This is a genomic window from Pseudovibrio sp. Tun.PSC04-5.I4 (assembly GCF_900104145.1).
In the GTDB taxonomy this organism is placed as follows: Bacteria; Pseudomonadota; Alphaproteobacteria; order Rhizobiales; family Stappiaceae; genus Pseudovibrio.
Map to the genome: position 1 here is coordinate 3,194,546 of NZ_FNLB01000006.1, position 19,108 is coordinate 3,213,653.

The 19,108-nt window shown below is 50.2% G+C and carries 16 protein-coding genes; 12 read left to right on the forward strand and 4 right to left on the reverse strand.

Features of this window, described 5'->3' with window-relative positions:
* Positions 1-242 precede the first annotated feature (242 nt).
* The 6 genes from ccrA to BLS62_RS20180 all read left to right on the forward strand — a co-directional run bounded on the left by ccrA (position 243) and on the right by BLS62_RS20180 (position 7,783).
* Positions 243-1,538: a crotonyl-CoA carboxylase/reductase gene (gene ccrA / locus BLS62_RS20155; RefSeq protein ID WP_093184751.1), complete on the forward strand. Its 1,296-nt coding sequence runs from the start codon at positions 243-245 to the stop codon at positions 1,536-1,538.
* Positions 1,539-2,113: 575 nt separating this feature from the next.
* Positions 2,114-3,139: an ABC transporter substrate-binding protein gene (locus BLS62_RS20160; RefSeq protein WP_093184755.1), complete on the forward strand. Its 1,026-nt coding sequence runs from the start codon at positions 2,114-2,116 to the stop codon at positions 3,137-3,139.
* A 97-nt stretch (positions 3,140-3,236) separates the two neighbouring features.
* Positions 3,237-4,106, forward strand: coding sequence for an ABC transporter permease (locus tag BLS62_RS20165; protein WP_093184759.1), 870 nt, complete (start codon positions 3,237-3,239; stop codon positions 4,104-4,106).
* Positions 4,107-4,115: 9 nt separating this feature from the next.
* The gene (locus BLS62_RS20170; protein ID WP_093184765.1) at positions 4,116-5,372 is read left to right on the forward strand and encodes a quaternary amine ABC transporter ATP-binding protein; all 1,257 of its coding nucleotides are present in this window, start codon (positions 4,116-4,118) and stop codon (positions 5,370-5,372) included.
* Positions 5,373-5,521: 149 nt separating this feature from the next.
* Positions 5,522-6,034 carry a CAP domain-containing protein gene (locus tag BLS62_RS20175; RefSeq protein ID WP_093184771.1) on the forward strand — a complete coding sequence of 171 codons (513 nt, stop codon included), beginning with the start codon at positions 5,522-5,524 and terminating at the stop codon, positions 6,032-6,034.
* Between the two features lie 105 nt (positions 6,035-6,139).
* Positions 6,140-7,783 carry an AMP-binding protein gene (locus BLS62_RS20180; protein ID WP_093189290.1) on the forward strand — a complete coding sequence of 548 codons (1,644 nt, stop codon included), beginning with the start codon at positions 6,140-6,142 and terminating at the stop codon, positions 7,781-7,783.
* A 4-nt stretch (positions 7,784-7,787) separates the two neighbouring features.
* Here the strand turns inward: BLS62_RS20180 and BLS62_RS20185 are convergent, their stop codons facing one another.
* Together BLS62_RS20185 and BLS62_RS20190 are read right to left on the reverse strand one after the other, a co-directional pair.
* On the reverse strand, positions 7,788-8,915 hold the full coding sequence (locus BLS62_RS20185) for a GNAT family N-acetyltransferase (protein ID WP_093184775.1): 1,128 nt from the start codon (positions 8,913-8,915) through the stop codon (positions 7,788-7,790).
* On the reverse strand, positions 8,902-10,287 hold the full coding sequence (locus BLS62_RS20190) for a lipopolysaccharide biosynthesis protein (protein WP_208990985.1): 1,386 nt from the start codon (positions 10,285-10,287) through the stop codon (positions 8,902-8,904). The genes BLS62_RS20185 and BLS62_RS20190 overlap by 14 nt, the downstream gene beginning before the upstream one ends.
* A 274-nt stretch (positions 10,288-10,561) precedes the next feature.
* Between BLS62_RS20190 and BLS62_RS32270 the strand changes: the two genes are divergently transcribed.
* From BLS62_RS32270 to BLS62_RS20210, 4 genes are all read left to right on the forward strand, one after another.
* On the forward strand, positions 10,562-11,497 hold the full coding sequence (locus tag BLS62_RS32270) for an ImuA family protein (protein WP_244283602.1): 936 nt from the start codon (positions 10,562-10,564) through the stop codon (positions 11,495-11,497).
* 49 nt (positions 11,498-11,546) lie between these two features.
* The gene (locus BLS62_RS20200) at positions 11,547-12,950 is read left to right on the forward strand and encodes a DNA polymerase Y family protein (protein ID WP_244283655.1); all 1,404 of its coding nucleotides are present in this window, start codon (positions 11,547-11,549) and stop codon (positions 12,948-12,950) included.
* Between the two features lie 39 nt (positions 12,951-12,989).
* On the forward strand, positions 12,990-16,343 hold the full coding sequence (locus BLS62_RS20205) for an error-prone DNA polymerase (RefSeq protein ID WP_093184783.1): 3,354 nt from the start codon (positions 12,990-12,992) through the stop codon (positions 16,341-16,343).
* Between the two features lie 115 nt (positions 16,344-16,458).
* Positions 16,459-16,818, forward strand: coding sequence for a TfoX/Sxy family protein (locus tag BLS62_RS20210; RefSeq protein WP_093189295.1), 360 nt, complete (start codon positions 16,459-16,461; stop codon positions 16,816-16,818).
* A gap of 135 nt (positions 16,819-16,953) precedes the next feature.
* Here BLS62_RS20210 and BLS62_RS20215 read toward each other — a convergent pair whose 3' ends face one another.
* On the reverse strand, positions 16,954-17,487 hold the full coding sequence (locus tag BLS62_RS20215) for a chloramphenicol phosphotransferase CPT family protein (protein ID WP_093184787.1): 534 nt from the start codon (positions 17,485-17,487) through the stop codon (positions 16,954-16,956).
* On the opposite strand from BLS62_RS20215, the gene BLS62_RS20220 reads away from it, so the two are divergent.
* Both BLS62_RS20220 and BLS62_RS20225 read left to right on the forward strand, forming a co-directional pair.
* A complete protein-coding gene (locus tag BLS62_RS20220; RefSeq protein WP_093184792.1) occupies positions 17,481-17,717 on the forward strand; it encodes a hypothetical protein in 237 nt (78 codons plus the stop codon). The genes BLS62_RS20215 and BLS62_RS20220 overlap by 7 nt on opposite strands.
* 172 nt (positions 17,718-17,889) lie before the next feature.
* The gene (locus tag BLS62_RS20225; protein ID WP_093184796.1) at positions 17,890-18,408 is read left to right on the forward strand and encodes a HEPN domain-containing protein; all 519 of its coding nucleotides are present in this window, start codon (positions 17,890-17,892) and stop codon (positions 18,406-18,408) included.
* 292 nt (positions 18,409-18,700) lie between these two features.
* On the opposite strand, the gene BLS62_RS20230 is transcribed toward BLS62_RS20225, so the two are convergent.
* Positions 18,701-19,105, reverse strand: coding sequence for a type II toxin-antitoxin system VapC family toxin (locus BLS62_RS20230; protein WP_200798548.1), 405 nt, complete (start codon positions 19,103-19,105; stop codon positions 18,701-18,703).
* Positions 19,106-19,108: the final 3 nt, after the last annotated feature.

Below are 19,108 nucleotides of genomic sequence, written 5' to 3' on the forward strand. Positions count from 1 at the left end.
TCCTACACCTTTGCATAGGTTTATTTAGGTGCTGCAATGCAACATTAAAAGTAACATCCTTCGCAAGTTAAGCAATAGTTGTATATATTTTACTTACTTCTTGTAATGATAATTCAGAAATAGTCGATATTGACGGGTTGTATTATATTGCGTTGCAGCAAATACTGAGTGTAGAGCGTTTATCGAAGAGATGCTTTTACTCTCTGAGGGAAGGGCGTAGTGCAAGCTTGGAGGAGAATGCCATGAGTTCTGTAGCACGGGTTGTCGAAGCTGGGTCAGAGGGAGAGCCAGAGTTGAAGGACCTTTACGAGATCGGAGAAATTCCGCCACTCGGTCATGTTCCAAAAAATATGTACGCATGGGCTATTCGGCAAGATCGCCATGGTTCTCCAGACACGGCTATGGTCAAAGAGGTTGTGCCGACTTGGAAACTCGACAGTCATGAAGTTCTTATTTTGGTGATGGCTGCTGGCGTGAACTATAACGGCGTTTGGGCCGCTCTTGGTGAGCCTATTTCTGTTATCGACGTTCACAAACACCCATTCCACATTGCTGGGTCTGATGCTGCGGGTATCGTTTGGGCTGTTGGCTCCAAAGTTACACGCTGGAAAGTTGGCGATGAAGTTGTCGTTCACTGTAATCAAGATGATGGCGACGATGAAGAATGTAATGGCGGCGATCCGATGTTCTCAAGTTCCCAGCGAATTTGGGGGTATGAGACGCCAGATGGATCTTTTGCTCAGTTTGCCCGTGTGCAATCGCAGCAGTTGATGCCACGCCCTAAACACCTGACATGGGAAGAGAGCGCTTGTTACACGCTTACACTGGCAACAGCTTATCGTATGCTGTTTGGTCATGCGCCGCATGATCTTAAGCCGGGTCAGAATGTTCTTGTCTGGGGCGCTTCTGGTGGTCTTGGTGTGTTTGGTGTTCAATTGATTGCCGCAGCTGGAGCAAATGCGATTGGCGTAATATCCGATGAAAGCAAACGAGAATACGTGATGTCGCTTGGTGCGAAGGCTGTCATCAATCGAAAGGAATTTGATTGCTGGGGGCAATTGCCGAAGGTGAACTCCCCTGAATACGACAAGTGGACCAAGGAAGCGCGAAAGTTCGGTAAAGCGATCTGGAACGTTACTGGCAAGGGGAACGACGTAGATATGGTGTTTGAGCATCCGGGTGAAGCAACGTTCCCTGTATCGACGTTGGTGGCGAAGCGTGGTGGCATGGTCGTGTTCTGTGCAGGTACGTCTGGCTTTAACCTGACTATGGATGCTCGTTATGTCTGGATGCGCCAGAAACGTATCCAGGGTTCGCACTTTGCGCATTTGAAGCAAGCGAGTGAAGCGAACAAGTTTGTGATCGACCGTCGGATTGATCCGTGCATGAGTGAGGTCTTTTCATGGGACCAGATCCCACAGGCACATGTGAAAATGTGGAAGAACCAACATGCACCCGGTAATATGGCCGTTCTTGTATGCTCTCCCAAGACTGGCTTACGGTCTTTAGATGATGTGATTGAAGCCGCGGAAAAATAAGCGGGCTAACATAAGGAAGTTGGTGCTCTGGTGCTACCAACTTCCTTATTATCTTAAGCTTTCCATATCTATTCCTACAGAGCATGACGTTTCGTTATTTAAAGTTGAGCGTAGATCATCTCTCTGCTTTTCCATTTGCATCATTTGAGTTTTATGGCCGTTATTGGCTATTGTTTTTCTATTTGAGGTTACTACAAAATTACATCATATTTCTATGGGGTTTTTCTGTAAAAGAAAGCTTAAAATAGTTGTTTTGCTTAGTTGAATTTTTTTTCTTTTATTTTATGTTTAAATTGATGAGAAGATGGAGTTGTAGAAGATTTATAACTTTATACTCAATGTATCTCTCAAGTATATCTTTTCATATTTATTGCTCTGAAATATATTGAGCTGATAGCTAAGTTGACAGAAACTCGAATATAACTATTTTTAACCGCAGCAGTTGATGCGCTCATCACGGTGTGTCCTGCATTGCTGAGTTTTTGACTTAGTATTTCGGCCAGAACGATAAGCTGTCTTTGGCGGCTTTTCTCTCTGACCGAACAAAATTTGTTTTGGTTGTTTGGAGGCATTACGTGCTGAATTTTAAATTTGCTCTTGCTGCATGCGCTATTGCTCTACCTTTTGCTGTTTCCGCAGCAGAAGCTGCGGATCCTGTTTGTGAAGTTGATCGTCCTATCGTGTTCGCTGGCTTGGACTGGGATTCCAACGCATTTCATACGTCAGTGGCTCAGTTCATCGCTGAAAAAGGCTATGGTTGTGAGACTGATGTAATTCCAGGCTCCACTATTCCGCTTATGAACGGCATGGGACGTGGTGATATTGATGTGACCATGGAAATCTGGCCAGACAACGTTACTGAAGCTCTTGCTGAAGGCTTGGCTAAGAAGCAGTATGTTGACCTTGGTGTGAACTTTCCAGATGCGACGCAAGCCTGGTTCATTCCAAAGTATTTGGTTGAAGGTGATGACGCACCTGCGAAAGGTTTGAAGTCTGTTTCTGACTTACCGAAGTACAAAGACGTGTTTTCTGATCCGGAAGAGCCAGAGAAGGGCCGCTTCTACAACTGTATCGCTGGTTGGGGCTGTGAAGTTGTCAATTCCAAAAAACTTCATGCTTACGGGCTGCTTGATACGTACGTGAACTTCCGTCCAGGTACTGGCTCTGCGCTTGCTGCTGTGATTGAATCCAATATTCGTCGTAAGAAGCCGATTGTATTTTACTACTGGGGCCCAACTTGGGTGATGGGTAAAATTGCGGATGATCTGATTCAGCTGGAAGAGCCTGCTTACAACAAAGAAATCTGGGACAAGATGGCGGCTGAAGATGATCCATCTAAGGTGACTGAAGCTGTTGCATATCCGCTTTCTGCAGCATATGTCTATGCCAGCACAGAGTTCTACAACGCAGCGCCGATGTTTGTTGAGTTCCTGAAGTCTTATGAGACCACCGCCAAGGACGTCTCCAATGCTCTTGCATTTATGCAGGACACTGACGGAACCACAGATGATGCAGCTGTTGAGTTTTTGAAAACAAACGAAGAAATCTGGACCAACTGGGTTCCTGCTGATGTTGCTGAACGTGTGAAAGCCGCTCTGTAATATCGAAGGCAGCAAGCTGTTTTTGTGAATTTAAAAATAAGAAAGTGATCACGGGACTGGTTTCCGTGATCCTTGCTAAGAAGAATAAGAGGATCACATGGCTTTCGACGTGTTTCCCGACTTTGGGAAACCTATCCGAACATCTACGAATGAGCTGGTTGATTTTCTCGTCGTGAACTACGGCGATGGATTTGAAGCCTTTTCCAATTCAATACTGTTTTTACTGGTGCGGCTAGAACGAGTTCTCCGAGGCGCTGACCCTATCGTTATTCTGATCTGCATTGGTCTGATTACCTATGCTGCAAGCCGCCGTTGGGGGCTTAGCTTGGTGATGATGGGCGCAATGTGGTTTATCGGCGCATTGGGTCTTTGGGAAAAATCGATGCAAACCGTGGCGATTTTGCTGGTTGCTGTGTTGATCTCAGTTGTTATTGGTGTACCGCTAGGGGTTGTTTCTGCGCGTTCTAATCGGGTTAGAGCTTTGCTCAATCCGGTATTGGATTTGATGCAGACCATTCCGAGCTTTGTTTACCTCATCCCTGCAGCGATGCTGTTTGGGTTGGGCAAGGTTCCGGCAATCCTGGCGACTGTTATTTACGCTGCACCACCTCTTATTCGTCTGACGGATCTTGGCATTCGGTATGTCGATGAAGAGGTTGTTGAAGCGAGCCGGGCATTTGGCGCGACGCGTTGGCAGATCCTGAAGAGTGTTCAGATTCCGCTTGCGCTCCCTTCCATCATGCAGGGCCTTAACCAGACTATGATGATGGCCTTGGCTATGGTCGTGATTGCGTCCATGATTGGTGCGCGCGGCGTGGGTGAAACTGTTTTGCTTGGATTGCAACGCAATGATGCAGGACAAGGTTTGCTCGGCGGATTGGCGATTGTTGCTCTTGCTGTGGTGTTTGACCGTATCACGCAGTCAGCTGGACAACGGATGCAAGCGCATCGCAAGGTAACAGGGTGAGGCGCTGATATGGCACTGATCGAAGTAAAAAACATAACCAAAATTTTTGGTCGCGCGCCCCATAAAGAGCTGGCTAAAGTCAAAAATGGTATGGGTAAAGATCAGCTGCTTGCTGAGACCAACCATACTCTTGGTCTACACGATGTTTCGCTTTCTATCGAGAAGGGCGAGATCTTCGTGATCATGGGGCTTTCCGGCTCTGGTAAGTCCACGCTCATTCGCCACTTTAACCGGCTTATTGACCCGACTGATGGGCAAATTCTGGTTGATGGCGAAGATGTTATAGGCCTTTCCGAAAAGGAACTGGAAACCTTCCGCCGTAACCGTATGTCTATGGTGTTCCAGCGCTTTGGCCTGATGCCGCATCGTACTGTTGTACAAAATGTAGCATATGGTCTTGAAGTTCAGGGCATTGTGAAAGCGGACCGTGAAAAGACGGCTCGTGAGTGGATTGATACTGTGGGACTTTCTGGTTTTGAAAACCAGTACCCTAGCCAGCTTTCCGGCGGTATGCAGCAACGTGTTGGTCTTGCTCGCGCGCTTGCAACAGATGCTGATATTCTGCTGATGGATGAAGCTTTCTCCGCGCTTGACCCGTTGATCCGGTCTCAGATGCAGGATCAGTTGGTTGAGCTGCAAGAGAAGCTGCACAAAACGATCGTGTTCATTACGCATGATTTGGATGAAGCTTTGCGCATTGGCGACAAAATCGCGATCCTCAAGGATGGTGTGCTGTCGCAGGTGGGTACGCCTTCTGAGATCCTGCTTGAACCAGCTGATGATTATGTGCGGGCGTTTGTACGCGATGTGAACCGTGCACGTGTTTTGACCGTTGATACTGTTATGCAACCACCTGCCTTGCGTATTACCCATGACAATATGGAGAAAGCGCTGGCCGATATGCGTCGCCATGATGAAGATTTTGGCTATGTGGTTGAGAATAAAGAGTACCGCGGTGTTGTTTCGCAGGAATCTCTTGCTGAGGAAGTTGCTAAACCTGGTGATAGTCCTTCGCTTTACGCATTCGCTGATGACAGCAGTGCTGTAGAGCTGGAATGCACACTGGAAGCAGCTCTGCCAACGACACTCGAGGCGGACTATCCTGTTGCTGTGGTAGATGAAGACGGGCATTTTAAAGGGATCTTGAACCCTGAAGAGATGGGTAGTGTTCTGACACCTCCAGAGGAAAACTTCGACATGGGTTCCAAGGAGACTGTTGAGGATGATGAAAAGGTTGAACGGCCTTTTTTGAAGGAAGCCTCTTAAGCGGTTTCGATGTTTAGTTTGGAAGGTCGGGTTAGCCCGGCCTTTTCTTTGTTCACTTGTGTGTGTGAGTTTCGCTTCGCACTTGGTTCTCCTCATTTTCTTCGTAAGTTAGATGCATTGATTCTTTCTTTGATGAAAAGTGATTGCGCATGAGTGTTTCAAGCCGGGTGCGAGCAACGCCCCTTGTTGTTCTTGGATTTGCCCTTTTCGGGTGTGTTTCCTCACCTGAAACTCCCAGCTACTATCAGAACTTAGAGAGTTCCTCTGCGCAGGTTAATGCTGGTGTGGCTGCTGCCATGATCTCCAGCTATCGTGCGCAAAAGGGCCTGTCAACTGTTCAGGTTGATCCTGCCTTGACGCGTATTGCACAGCTTCAGGCTGACGGAATGGCACAGGCTGAGGATGTTAATGCAGCTCGAAAGGGTGGCTTGAGGTTGTCCGTGTTGACGAAAGATGCAGGGCAGGGTGACATTCATGCCGTCAATAATGTAAGCGCGGGCTATCGCAGATGGGCGGAAGCCTTTTCTGGCTGGCGCGATTCCAAAAAGCATAATGTGGTGATGTTGGATCCGAAAGCGACCCGTATAGGGATTGCGACTGCGTATGCGCCGAAGTCAAAATATAAGGTTTTCTGGAGCCTTGTGGTGGCTGAGCCTAAATAAACGCATAGCCAATGTTGTAAAATGCAGACGAATGGCCAGTTTTTCATTGTGCATTGCAACGGTACACTCTCCTAAGCGTAAAGGTTAGGCTTAGGAGAAATGGGCGTGCTGCCATCACTGAATTCATATGAGGAATTGCGAACAGCATTCCGCTGGAATCTCCCTGAGACCTACAATATTGCATTAGACGCTTGCGATAATTGGGCGATGATTGAGCCTGAGCGCACAGCGTTGCTTCATGTCCTTCCGAGCGGCACGGTGGAAGAATGGAGTTATAGTCAGCTGAAGAGTGGGTCAAACCGTTTGGCGAATGCCTTGCGTGCTCTTGGAATTGCTGTGCGAAATCGAGTGGCTCTGCTGCTTCCTCAAGCTCCAGAGACTGCAATTTCTCACTTGGCCGTTTATAAACTGGGCGCGATTGCTGTTCCTTTGGCAGCTTTGTTCGGGCCAGAAGCGCTGCGATATCGTTTGACAAATGCCGGCGCAAAGGTGGTGATCACCAATCAGGCTGGATTGGAAAAGCTTTGCTGTATTCGTGACGACCTGCCGTTTCTGGAGCACATCATTTGTGTGGATGGGGAAGGGGCAGATGCGCTCAGCTATCAAAAGCTGCTGCAACAAGGTTCAGATCAGTTTGAGCCTGTTCGCACGTCTCCTGATGATCCTGCCTTGATGATTTACACCTCTGGAACCACGGGACAACCCAAAGGGGCTTTGTTGGGGCACCGTGTTCTGCTTGGGCATTTGCCTGGGATTCAGATGGCGCATGAATTTTTGCCTCAAGCGGGGGACTTATTCTGGACGCCTGCTGATTGGGCGTGGGCGGGGGGCTTGCTGAATGCTTTGTTGCCGTCGCTCAAGTTCGGTGTTCCCGTTGTGACGGCTCGCATTGATAAGTTTGACCCTGAAGGCGCTTTTGAGCTGATGGCGCGGCATGGGGTGCGGAACGCGTTTATTCCGCCGACAGCCTTAAAGATGATGCGCAGTGTTGATCATCGACCATATTTGGAGAAGCTTAAGCTGCGCTCGATCTGTTCTGCTGGGGAAGCACTGGGACGAGAGGCATTTGCGTGGTGTTCTGAAGCGCTTGGTGTTGTTCCCAATGAGATGTACGGCCAGACAGAATGCAATCTGGTGCTTGGCTCAGGTAAGGGGATTGGCGTTTCCAGAGCGGGTGCCATTGGTAAGCCTGTGCCGGGGCACGATGTTGCGGTGATCCGCCCCGATGGTTCTATTTGTGAGCGGGAAGAGCAGGGGGAGATTGCTGTTCGCCGTGGGACGCCGGTTATGTTCCTTGGTTATTGGGAACGGCCAGATGCGGATACGGGCAAGTTCCTTGGTGACTGGATGTTGACGGGGGATCAGGGTGTTGTTGATGCTGACGGCTATTTTCACTTCGGCGGTCGCAATGATGATGTGATCACCTCCGCAGGATATCGTATCGGCCCTACTGAAATTGAGGATTGCCTGATTACCCATGAGGCGGTTGGCCTTGCTGCTGTTGTGGGCAAACCAGACCTTATTCGCACCGAGATTGTGAAGGCCTATGTGGTTTTGAACGATGGGTATGAGCCGAGTGAGGAGCTGGTGAACGATATCCGCCAGTATGTGCGCACGAGCTTGTCTGCGCACGAATATCCGAAGGAGATTGAGTTTATCTCCGAGATGCCTCTAACAACCAGCGGGAAAGTTATTCGACGAATTTTGCGTAGCAAAGCGCAGGAAGAAGTCGCGTTGGTTGAAGGTTGATAGGTTATTTGCGGCCCAATAGCTTTTTGACTTTGCTCTTCAAACCCAGCTTCGCGTGAGAGACGGTTTCTGCTTCCCATATTGCGAGGCGTGCCATTGGCCCTTTACCGATGAGCAGGGTGGTATATGGGAACCGCGACGTCCAGGTTCTATTTGCCATCTGGTTGTCTGGTGTTGAAAGCGAATCTGCGCCTGTGAATTCAGGATCTTCAAGTAGCTCTTGGGTGGTGTAGTAGATCAAAAGCTGGCCGGGAGAAAACTTAGCGAGGCTTTCGTCAAATGTTGTTTTCCAGCCAAAGATGCGACCTTGTTCACGGAGAAGCACATTGGTTGCGATGAGTTTACTATCCAGCTTTAGCTGACCAATGCGAATGTTGCCCGCTTGTCCCTGTTTTAGAACCAATTCCCGGGTGAAGGCTGCATCCGGCTCTCTGGAAAGAAGTGCCGAGCTCTGTTTGCCTTTCCAGCCTGCCGCTTCCAATTGCAAAAATGCTTCCAGTCCTTTTGCGATATCCGCGGGATCTTCCAGCATCGAAAAGGTGAAGGCGCCTTGTTTTTCCAACCTGCGTTGGTTCTTAAAAGCGCCTTTCCACGAGGAGCGTTTTTTTAAAGTGTCAAACTCTGCTTGTCCCTCTGTGCCTGCCTGTTGGAACGCACGGTCTTCTGTGGATGCAATCTGCTGTATCCAGCTATGAGTTGTTAAGGCGTTTTGTAGGCGTTGATACACTGGGCCGTCTGTTCCGTGGAAAGGTAACAGCAGTGTTTTGGCAAAGCTCAGGTTACAAGCAGCTTCCAGCAAAGTGTTGAGCGTGGTCGGATTTGCGTCCTCTGACACCAACAACGTGCCAAGTGGACCGTAGTCTCCTGCCAGTGCACTTGGTAGTTTGAAGAGCAGGCCGCGGCGAACCATCATGATAGGTAAGGCGGCGAGGGCTTTGGTGCTGGATGGATCCAGAGCCAGAAGAACGCGCAGGGAGCCGCCTGCTTTGTGGGTGTTGAAGGCGGTTACGAAGCTGCGGGAAAAGAAGGGGTTGGGCTCAAGCGCTTGCTGAGATAGCTGCTGCCATAAATGGTCTCCAGTTTCGTCTTTGCCGGGCGTAAACAGCTTGATTGTGGTGCTATCCTGCTTCATTTCCTGCGATTTCTCGTCTCTTCTTAGGTAAAATAAATGTGTGCAGGCCAAGATGTTTATAGGCGCTGCGATAAAGAATAAATGCTTCGAAAAAGATAGCCAGTGTTGTTGCCAAAGCCGCGCCATAAAGGCCGAATGTCGGGATCAGCGCTGTGTTGAGCAGTAGATTGACGACAAATACGCTGGCGTAGATTTTGGCGCAGGAATTCTGGTGCCCTGAGAGCGTGAGCAATGCATCCACCGGGCCAACTGCTGCGCGGGCTAAAACACCCATGACGAGGATGTAAAGGATGGGTGTTCCTTCAGTGAAGCCTTCTCCAAACAATGCGAGAAGGAAAGGCCCAACCACCATAACAAACACCCCCATGAATAAGGTTGGCCAGAAGGTCATTTTAGCCGCACTGCCAACGAAATCTCTCAGGCCATCCATATCGCCCGCATGGTAGAGGCGGGCCATGCGAGGGGCGCTGGCTGCGCGCACTGCGTAATAGACGAAGTGCATCAGTGCAAGCGTGCGGGACGCTGCGAAATAGATGCCGACCTGATCAGGTGGAAGCCAAAGGCCGATGAGAATAACGTCGGAACTGGTGATGAGCTGAAAGAACCCGTCGACTGCCAGCATGGGAATGGAGACCAGCAGCCAGGATTTTATTTCCAGCTTACGCGGGGCAGGGTGGCGCACTTTATGCAGGGAAACTTCCGTCATAATGACTTGGAAGAAGGTGACAGTCCAAACGGCTGCAATGGTGACGATGCATGCTGTGACAGCTGTTGGTGGAAAACCTAGCAGCAATGCGATCAACATGAAGACAAGCACGAGCAGTGGGCGACCGATGAAATCTGGCGCCATGGCTTTAAGCTGCCAATCGTTTGCTCTGGCTATGCCTTCCAGCATGCCTGTGTAGGTGTGCATGGGCAGGCAAATGGCAATCAGGTAGATCGGCAGAATATAGATGTTTGATATGAAGTCGGAAAAAAGCCATGCAATACTGACGCCGAATGCCGCGATTGTTGTTGAGCTGATTAGAACGAGAAAACGAACGCTGAAAAGCAGGCCGTTTAACAGACCATACTGTTTCTTTTCGATGTACTCGGGAATAAAGCGCAATAGGGAGACTGAAAAACCGAGTCCTGAAAAGACGCTGAGGATGATGACCAGTGTCCAGACAACAATGAAGACACCGTATTCTGATGCTCCCATCCACCGCGCCAGAATAACCTGCATGATGTAAGCGAGAGCGGCACTGAGAATGCGCATTGTAAATACAATCAGAGCTGAGCGCTGCGCCCCTCCGGCTTCGCCTTTGCTGAGGATAGCACTGAGCACCTTGTCCAGAATCGGGAGTACCTTTTTGTGGGTACTCTGGGGCAAAAGTACTGCTGCCCATTTGTTCAGGAACTCGTGCACGGGGTCTGCCTCAATTACTTCAGGTTAATTATTACTAGTATTAAAATTAATATTTTCAGAACGTCTTATGTGTTTTGTCTAATTGGTGAGTGTCTGTGATTTAAGAATAGTAACTTATTTATTTTAGGCGGTTATCCCAAAATTTAGTAGTTATATTTTCATGGGTTTTTGCGGCTTGACTCTTGAGCTTTTTAGCGGAATTAATAAGAGAACATATCAGGAACAAAACGAGAGATAAATGAACGCGAAAACACCGCAAATTGCAGAGTTGCGCCAACGCCTAGCGGTACTCGAGGGTTGCCTCCCTTCGACGGTGCAGCTTGCGCCGATCCCTGTATCCGCCCAAACAGTACAGGGACCGGCTCCTCTTGGAGCGGAGCGGAATACCGGTGTTTTTCATAGTGCTACAGGCCCTCAGCGTTTCTTGTTTGGAGTGCCAAAACTGGACGATCTCTTTGAAAGAAAAGGGCTTTATTGCTCGTCTCTGCATGAGTTCTATGCGGAGGAGATGCGGCTTTCAGGGGCCTTATCTGGCTTTATCTGTGCGGTTTTGTGTGTGCTGGGAACGCAGCGCAAAGGTGCCATATTGTGGGTAACCGATCCGGCTGTGCAAAGAGAAATAGGTATACCTCACGCCCCAGGTCTTGTGCAGTTTGGGATGGACCCTGCCCAGATTGTGTTTGTCCGACCCCAAAAAACGGAGGAGGTTTTATGGGCGATGGAAGAGGGCGCACAATGTTCAACACTCTGTGCTGTTGTTGGTGAAGTCGCCGGGTCGTTCAAAAACTTTGATTTGACGGTGACGCGTAGACTGGCGCTGCGAGCAGGACAATCAGGTGTTCCGGTGTTTCTTGTGCGTCATGGGGCTGAAGCCGACCCAAGTGCTGCTTTAAGCCGCTGGCATATTGCGCCGCAACAGTCGCGTTTTTCAGGGGCAACTCGAGCGCGGAGGTTCATGCCTTCCCGTGCATTTGTCGGTAATCCAAGTTGGCGGGTGACTTTGGAGAAAAACAGAGATGGCCGTCCTGGCTTCTGTGACTTGGAGTGGAACCATGCAAACCGTAGTTTCAACGAAGCGCCAGCGCATTCTGTGCCTGTGGTTCGCCGAACTGGCAACCGACCGGATTTGCCGGCGGGATCTGGGCGGGTCGTGGCTTTGCGACCACACGGCTAAGCCGCTTGTTGTTTATAGTAAAATCCGGAATGCTTATCGTTTGAGTTGTGTGAATAAAGCGGCTGTTGAGGTGGGGCTCTCTTTTGGGGATGCCTTGAGTGACGCGCGTGCTCGCGTGCCAGAGGTGAAGGCGGAAGAGGGGATTCCTGAGGCAGATGAAGCCTTACTCGCTGCGTTGGCGGATTGGTGTGATCGCTATACGCCACTCGTTGCGACGTCTGGTGAGGATACCCTGCTGTTGGATGTTTCCGGCTGTGCCCATCTTTTCGGCGGCGAGGATGCTTTGCTAGAGGACTGCCTCTCTCGTTTGAAATTGCAAGGTTTTACAGCATCCGGCGCGGTTGCAGATAGTGTTGGTGCTGCGTGGGCCGTTGCGCGCAGTGATGGCGGAGTGGTTGCCCCTAAAGAGCAGCGCGAGACCCTTGAAAATCTAAGCATAAGCTTGCTGAGGGTTGAAGAAAAAGTGGTTGCTTCTCTATCGCGCGTTGGTCTGAAGGTGATTGGTGATCTGCTGGACCGGCCTCGGGCTCCCTTGGCAAATCGCTTTGGTGAAGCGCTTGTTCAGCGGCTGGACCAGGCGTTGGGCATGGAAGGAGAACCGATCTCTCCGCGGCTTTATACGCCTGCTCTGGTGGTTGAGCGGCGGTTTTTTGAGCCGATTGCTCGTGAAGATGATGTGCTTGCTGTTATTCAATCTCTTGCTGAGAACCTGCAAAAGGCTTTGGAGCGACGTCAGGAAGATGGGCGTGCTTTTGAGCTGGTGCTGTTCCGAGTTGATGGGGTGGTGAGCCGCCTTGCAGTTGGGACAAGCGGCCCGGTGCGCTCTCCTGCTTTGGTTCTTCGGTTGTTCAGGGAAAAACTGAAGACAGTTGGTGATGAGCTGGATGCTGGATTTGGCTATGATCTCATTCGCTTAGGTGCGCTTAAAACTCAAGATTGCACGGCTGCGCAGTTGGATCTTGGAGGTGGTAGTTGTCATGAAGATGATCTGGCGGAGCTTGTGGACCGGTTGGGCGCGCGATTGGGACTTGCTCAGGTCAGTCGGTTTTTACCTCAAAATGAGCACCTGCCGGAAGCGCAGAGTTTGTTGGTGCCTGCGGCCACTGTGCGAGAAACTGCGCTTTACTGGACCGGGGTGGAGGATGAGAGAGACAATGAGGCGCTGTTGGAGCACCCATTGCGATTGCTACCTCATGGTGAGCAGATTGAAACTGTGGCGATGGTGCCGGACGGGCGGCCTTTGCGGTTTCGTTGGCGTAAAGCTTCCTATGAGATCTCAGGCAGTGAAGGGCCGCAGAGGATCGCGCCACCGTGGTGGCAAAATGATGCTGGAACGCGTGATTACTACCGTGTTGAAGATCAGGAAGGTCGGCGGTTCTGGTTATATCGGGAGGGTATGTATGGCGAACAAAGCAAAACACCTCGCTGGTTCCTTCAAGGGCTATATGCCTGAGCCTGTTGTTTAAATGGAGTCATCATGAGATCGCCTTTAATGCGCGGCTCCGGGTATGCGGAGCTGTGCTGCGCAACCAATTTCTCATTTTTGAGAGGCGCTTCGCAACCGGAAGAGCTGGTTTTTACCTCTAAAAACATAGGCTTGAAAGGGCTTGGTGTATGTGACCGTAATTCACTTGCCGGTGTGGTGCGGGCGCATGTGACGGCTGAAACAGCTAAGCTGCGCATGGTGACTGGTGCGCGCCTTTGCTTCATTGATGGTTCGTCAGAGATTTTATGCTGGCCGGTTGATCGCAAAGCTTATGGACGGTTGACTCAACTGCTGACCATAGGCAATCGCCGTGCGCCTAAAGGGGAGTGCCATCTGCGGCTTGAGGATTTGCTGGAGCAAGGGGCTGGATTTATTATCGCTCCGGTTGTGAATAGGCTCGCGAATGAAACAAGCCTTTCAAAACTCAAGGAAACTCTGGAGGCGCTGAAGTCTGTTTTCGGTGCGCAAGTCCGATTGGCTGTAGCCCTGACCTATGGAGCTAATGACCGCCGGTTTTTGCTGCAGATGATGGAATTGGCGGATTTTTGCGGTTTACGAGTTCTGGCGGTGAATGATGTGCTTTATCACGAACCGGCGCGGCGCCCCTTACATGACATCATGAGCTGCATTCGACTTCATGAAACGTTGGAGAGTGCGGGCCGAAAACTGGAAGCAAATGCAGAGCGTTACCTCAAAACCTATGAGGAGATGGCGCATTTGTTTCAAGATTGTCCTGAGGCTTTGTCAGAGTCCCTGCGGATTCTGGATGAGATTGATTTCAAGTTATCTGAATTGAAATATGATTACCCGAAAGAGGAAATTGCTTCTGGCCTGTCTCCTCAAGAGGAGTTGGCGCGGTTGGCGGAGGAGGGGGCTCATAAGAGGTATCCTGCTGGGGTTCCGGAAAGCGTAAACAAATCAATTTGTTATGAGTTGAGTCTGATTGAAGAGTTAAAATATGCACCGTATTTTTTGACGGTCTATGACATTGTTCGGTTTGCGCGCTCTAAAGGCATTTTGTGTCAGGGGCGCGGGTCTGCGGCCAACTCGGTGGTTTGTTTTTGTATCGGAATTACAGAGGTTGATCCTAAGCGGGCGGGCCTGTTGTTTGAACGGTTTATTTCCGTCGAGCGTAAGGAACCCCCTGATATTGATGTGGATTTTGAGCATGAACGGCGTGAAGAGGTCATTCAGTATATCTACCAGAAGTACGGGAGAGAGCGGGCGGGGTTAGCTGCAACCGTTATCACGTATCGATCTCGTTCGGCCTTGCGGGAAGTGGCGAAAGTTTTTGGCCTTTCGGAGGATGCGGCGGGTGCATTGTCAGGTACGGTTTGGGGCCGTTCGTCTCGCGGTGGGAATGAGGATCAGATTCGTGAAGCGGGACTGGATCCGGAAGAAGTTGTTGTTTCTCAAGTGCTTAAATATGCGAGGGAATTGATCGGGTTTCCTCGGCATTTGTCTCAGCATGTAGGTGGTTTTGTCATCACGCAAGGGCGGTTGGACGAGGTTGTTCCGGTGATGAATGCGGCTATGGAAGGCCGGACAACCATTGAATGGGACAAGGATGACCTTGAGGCACTGGGACTTTTGAAGATTGATGTCCTCGCCCTTGGAATGCTTACAGCTATTCGTAAGGCATTAGATTTATTAAGAGATAACTATGACCAAGATCTAACGATTGGGAGTATTCCTCCTGAGGATGGCGATGTCTATGACATGATCTGCCGAGCGGATACGCTGGGTGTGTTCCAGATTGAGAGCAGGGCGCAGATGAGCATGTTGCCGCGTTTGAGGCCGCGTGAGTTTTATGATCTGGTGATTGAGGTTGCGATTGTGCGGCCTGGGCCTATTCAGGGCGATATGGTGCATCCGTATTTGCGGCGGCGGCAGAAGAAGGAAGCGGTGCATTATCCGAAGGAAGAGCTGCGGGATGTGCTGGGTAAAACCCTTGGGGTGCCGCTGTTTCAAGAGCAGGCGATGAAGATTGCTATCGTGGCGGCAGATTTTACTCCCGGTGAGGCGGACCGTTTGCGGCGGGCAATGGCGACGTTCCGCCGTGTGGGAACCATCCAGACGTTTCAGGATAAGATGGTCAACGGCATGGTGGCGCGTGGATACGAAAAAGACTTTGCAGAACGGTGCTTTAAGCAGATTGAGGGCTTTGGGGAATACGGCTTTCCCGAAAGCCACGCAGCCAGTTTTGCCTTGCTGGTTTATGCCTCCTGTTGGCTGAAGGCGCGATACCCTGATGTGTTTTGTGCTGCGATGCTTAATTCCCAACCGATGGGATTTTATGCCCCTGCACAGTTGGTACGAGATGCACGGGAACATGGCGTGGATGTGCGCGAGGTGGATATTAACCTTTCACGCTGGGATGCCACGCTGGAGCCGGATGGAGATGCATGGCGGCGGCTTCATCCGTGTCATAAAGAGATGCAAGGGACCATTAAGTCAGAGCATGCAGTACGATTAGGTCTTCGTAGTATCAAGGGCTTAGCGCAAGCCGATATCGAAAAACTGGTAGCTGCACGTGGGCGGGGCTATGATTCTGTGCGGGATCTCTGGCTGCGCACCGGTTTGTCGCGATCGGTTATTGCCAAGCTTGCAGAAGCGGATGCGTTTCGCTCTCTTGGGTTGGATCGGCGGGGTGCATTGTGGGCTGCGCAAGGGCTGGAAGCGGGCGGAGCGGCTGAAAGACTGCCATTATTTGACCGTGCGGACCTTCATGAACTGCGTCCTGAACCGGATGTGAACCTGCCTCCGATGCTTCCCGGAGAGCATATTATGGCTGATTATCAGAGTCTTACGTTGTCCTTGAAGGGGCACCCAGTCTCGTTTGTGCGGAACACGCTTGCACGCGCTCGCGTTGTTATGTGCGCGGATTTGCAAGGTTTCGGTTCTGGACGAAAGATTTCGGTGGCTGGGCTCGTTCTTGTGCGGCAAAGACCCGGTTCTGCTAAGGGTGTCATCTTCATGACGGTGGAAGATGAAGGCGGCATTGCGAATGTGATTGTCTGGCCCAAATGTTTCGAAAAATATCGCGCTTTGGTTTTGGGGACGCGGTTCATCAAAGTGACGGGGCGTTTGCAAAACGCGGAGGGCGTTATTCACGTGATTGCGGAGCATCTGGAAGATATGACGGATTTGCTTGGTCAGCTTTCGGTGGCGAAATTTGCAGGTGCGGCCCTTGCTCATGCTGATGAGGTGCGCCGACCTGTTATTGAGCTAGCTGCCAAGATCCAGCCGGGTCGTGGGTTGGCGAAACTGGTGCAGGAGGTACCCGAGGTGGCGAAGGACTTTGCCGACCTTGCGCAAAAGGCGCGTCAGGTGTTGCCGGGTGGTCGGAATTTTCATTAATCCAGTTTGTCTCCGTCAATGGTAAAGGGGCTTATACTTCTTCTTGTGGTTGCTAAAAGCTTGGATCGTTTTTTGGGAGAGCCTGCAAGGTGTTTGGAGCAAAGAGGAACAGATCATGGCTTATGATGAGGAGCTCAGCGATCAGCTGCGTGTGGGATTGGAAGGCATAATGGGCATTTCAGAAAAGCGGATGATGGGTGGTCTGTGCTTTTTTCTGGATGGCAACATGTTGGCTGGAGCGCACCGCATTAAAAGCAGTGAGGCTCGCTTCATGTTTCGGGTTGGCAAAGCCAATGAAGCTGAAGCTCTAACTCGGGATGGTGCCGAGATTGTTGAACTTGGTGGCCGGCGTATGGGCGGGCTGGTGTTTGTGCCCGGCGATGTGTGTGATGGAGCCGCGCTCAGAGAGTGGATTTCTCTGAGCATGAGTTTTGTAACGACCTTGCCGGCAAAAGAGCTGAAAGGGATGCGCTAGAGTACCCTGCCATTAACATGGTCGTTTACGGCGTTTGAGTATATGGCGAGAACTTTGAGAAAAGGCAAGCAAATGCAAGGAGCAATTACCTAACGCTGCATAGGTGCTGGTGAGTCGGAGTGCAAAATGCCCTTTCTACAAACTGAAATCCGATGAACGTTGCTTTTCGCGCCAAGCAGCTAAAAGAATTTGGACATTAGCATCTACATCATCTTCCGAGTTTAGGTCGATATCATAGCGTCTGCCTACATGAACCGTCTCGAAATCCTGTTTAGCGCTACCCTTTGGCCGATCTCCTCGGGCACTTTCACGTTGGATCAACAATGGAAGTGGGCAATGCACGGCGACGAAAAACACGTCATGTGGGGCGAAAAGGCGTTGCAATGCTTCCAACCAGCCTTCTGTGTCCAAGATGTGCTCTAATATTAGATTATTTCCAGCATTAGCATAGGCTGCGAGTGATGTGTGGAACCCCTCAAAAAAGGCAGCGCGTGCATCCGCCCAAACGAAGTCCCCTTTGCGGAAACGATCCATAGGAAGAACGCCAGCGTCACGCAGGTGGTCAATCGAAATGTTCCAAAACGGCTTCTCAATTTCTGCTTGCAAACCTCTGGCAATCGTAGATTTACCGCAACTTGATGCTCCATGAAGAAAAATTATTTGTGCCAATTTCAATACCCTCTACCCGAACCATTGGGTTTTATGAGGCGTTGTTGCAAACAGGAGGTGTTGTTGGCAAGCGTTCTTTTGGAGAGGCGTTCTGCGATGTATCGCAAATTCCGCAGCTTTGGTTCAAGCTTGAGTTGCGTGCAGCGAACGGCGGAAAATGGCCCAGTTTTCATGACCGTTTGTTGCTCTGTGACCCAGTGAAGGCTATGCGCAGGATGCGAGCTATATAAAATCAACGAAGCACCTACAGGGGCTTCCTCTTTTAACCACCTCGTCTGTGCCTCAATTTTCAAAGGTCTGGAAGCAAACATGTCTGTAACTGGAGCGTAGCTTCTCTTGCAAAGTCAGTTTGTAATTGAGACACAGGCTTGAGATTTTGAGGACGTTTTCACTGGGGCAGTTATGTCGGCACAAAAGAGAAAAGCACTTTCTGATCAAATTATGGAAGAATATCTTTATCTAGAGGGCTTCTTGCGTGACTCGCACACCGACTTAACTTCTGGTTCGTGGGATCTAGTCTCGTACAGCTTTCAAATCGGATTTGAAAAGATGTGGGACGTCGTGAAGGCCGATCAATCGGATTTCTTGATACGACCGTTGCTCAGTCTATGGCGGCAAAGCATTGAACTCACGGGCAAGTCTTCAATTCTCGAGATAAAAGGTGAATTCAAACGCAATCCCGGCCACAACCTCCTGGTTCTATTCGAGGAGCTCAAGGAAACGGCCACTGACAAAGGCCTAAATATGGACGACGAAATCACTAGGAAGGTGTCCGTCCTGTTTAAAGATGCTCAGTCGGTTGATCCTTGGTCTGATAGATTTCGATATCCAACCGACAGCAAGGGCAATAAGCATGTTGGCATCGTGGTCGATCTAGATGAGCTTGTTCCAAGCCCATTGGATGATGGTCACTTGGTGTGAAGGGGTGGTTGTAGAGCTGCGGGAAGAATTTGGAATCGGCTCCCCTTAAAAATTTTTCGAAGTGAGAGCGGTCGACAACTGTGCATAGTAAACCGATGCATAGCTTTGGCTACCTATGGGACCGTTTGTTGTGAGGTTAATAGGCCCGCTTCGGGCTGAAAGTTGTAGTTGGACGCCAGCAACTCTGACTGCTGGTATGGACTGGTTAGGTAGTTACCAAGCACCTATTAAAGCTACAGCAAAAGGCACTAGACCAAACTGGTTCAAACCTCTCCAGCATCCACAGTGTGCCCTATGTTGTGGTTTCTGTGAGAAGCCATGGGTTTTTAAGTGAAACACTCGTATTTCTAAAATCTGCGGTGTTCCGCGTTACAAGGGGCATTCCATGTACTAATGCTGTTGCAGCTATCAATGCGTCCCTCTCACTCTTTGGGTCCGGTACATGGAGTTGAGCACACCGCTGTGCAACCTGAGTATCCACTGCCAATACTCTATTTGAAAATTCGGGAAGGACCAATTGATCGAACCACAAGCGCAAGATCGTCCCTTGCGTTTTATCTTTACGTTCCAATCTCAAGATTCCCATCTCCAATTCCATAACTGTGATGGCAGAGATGTAAAGGTCGTCAGCATCGACAGTCTCACACCATGTTGCAAAGTTTCCCTGCTTGAACCTTGCGAAGCTCTGAGACAACATTTG

Coding starts and splice junctions, on each gene's coding strand:
- ccrA (WP_093184751.1), top strand. CDS start 243: ATGAGTTCTGTAGCACGGGTTGTCGAAGCTGGGTCAGAGGGAGAGCCA.
- BLS62_RS20165 (WP_093184759.1), top strand. CDS start 3,237: ATGGCTTTCGACGTGTTTCCCGACTTTGGGAAACCTATCCGAACATCT.
- BLS62_RS20170 (WP_093184765.1), top strand. CDS start 4,116: ATGGCACTGATCGAAGTAAAAAACATAACCAAAATTTTTGGTCGCGCG.
- BLS62_RS20175 (WP_093184771.1), top strand. CDS start 5,522: ATGAGTGTTTCAAGCCGGGTGCGAGCAACGCCCCTTGTTGTTCTTGGA.
- BLS62_RS20185 (WP_093184775.1), bottom strand. CDS start 8,915: ATGAAGCAGGATAGCACCACAATCAAGCTGTTTACGCCCGGCAAAGAC.
- BLS62_RS32270 (WP_244283602.1), top strand. CDS start 10,562: ATGAACGCGAAAACACCGCAAATTGCAGAGTTGCGCCAACGCCTAGCG.
- BLS62_RS20205 (WP_093184783.1), top strand. CDS start 12,990: ATGCGCGGCTCCGGGTATGCGGAGCTGTGCTGCGCAACCAATTTCTCA.
- BLS62_RS20210 (WP_093189295.1), top strand. CDS start 16,459: ATGGCTTATGATGAGGAGCTCAGCGATCAGCTGCGTGTGGGATTGGAA.
- BLS62_RS20225 (WP_093184796.1), top strand. CDS start 17,890: ATGTCGGCACAAAAGAGAAAAGCACTTTCTGATCAAATTATGGAAGAA.
- BLS62_RS20230 (WP_200798548.1), bottom strand. CDS start 19,105: ATGTTGTCTCAGAGCTTCGCAAGGTTCAAGCAGGGAAACTTTGCAACA.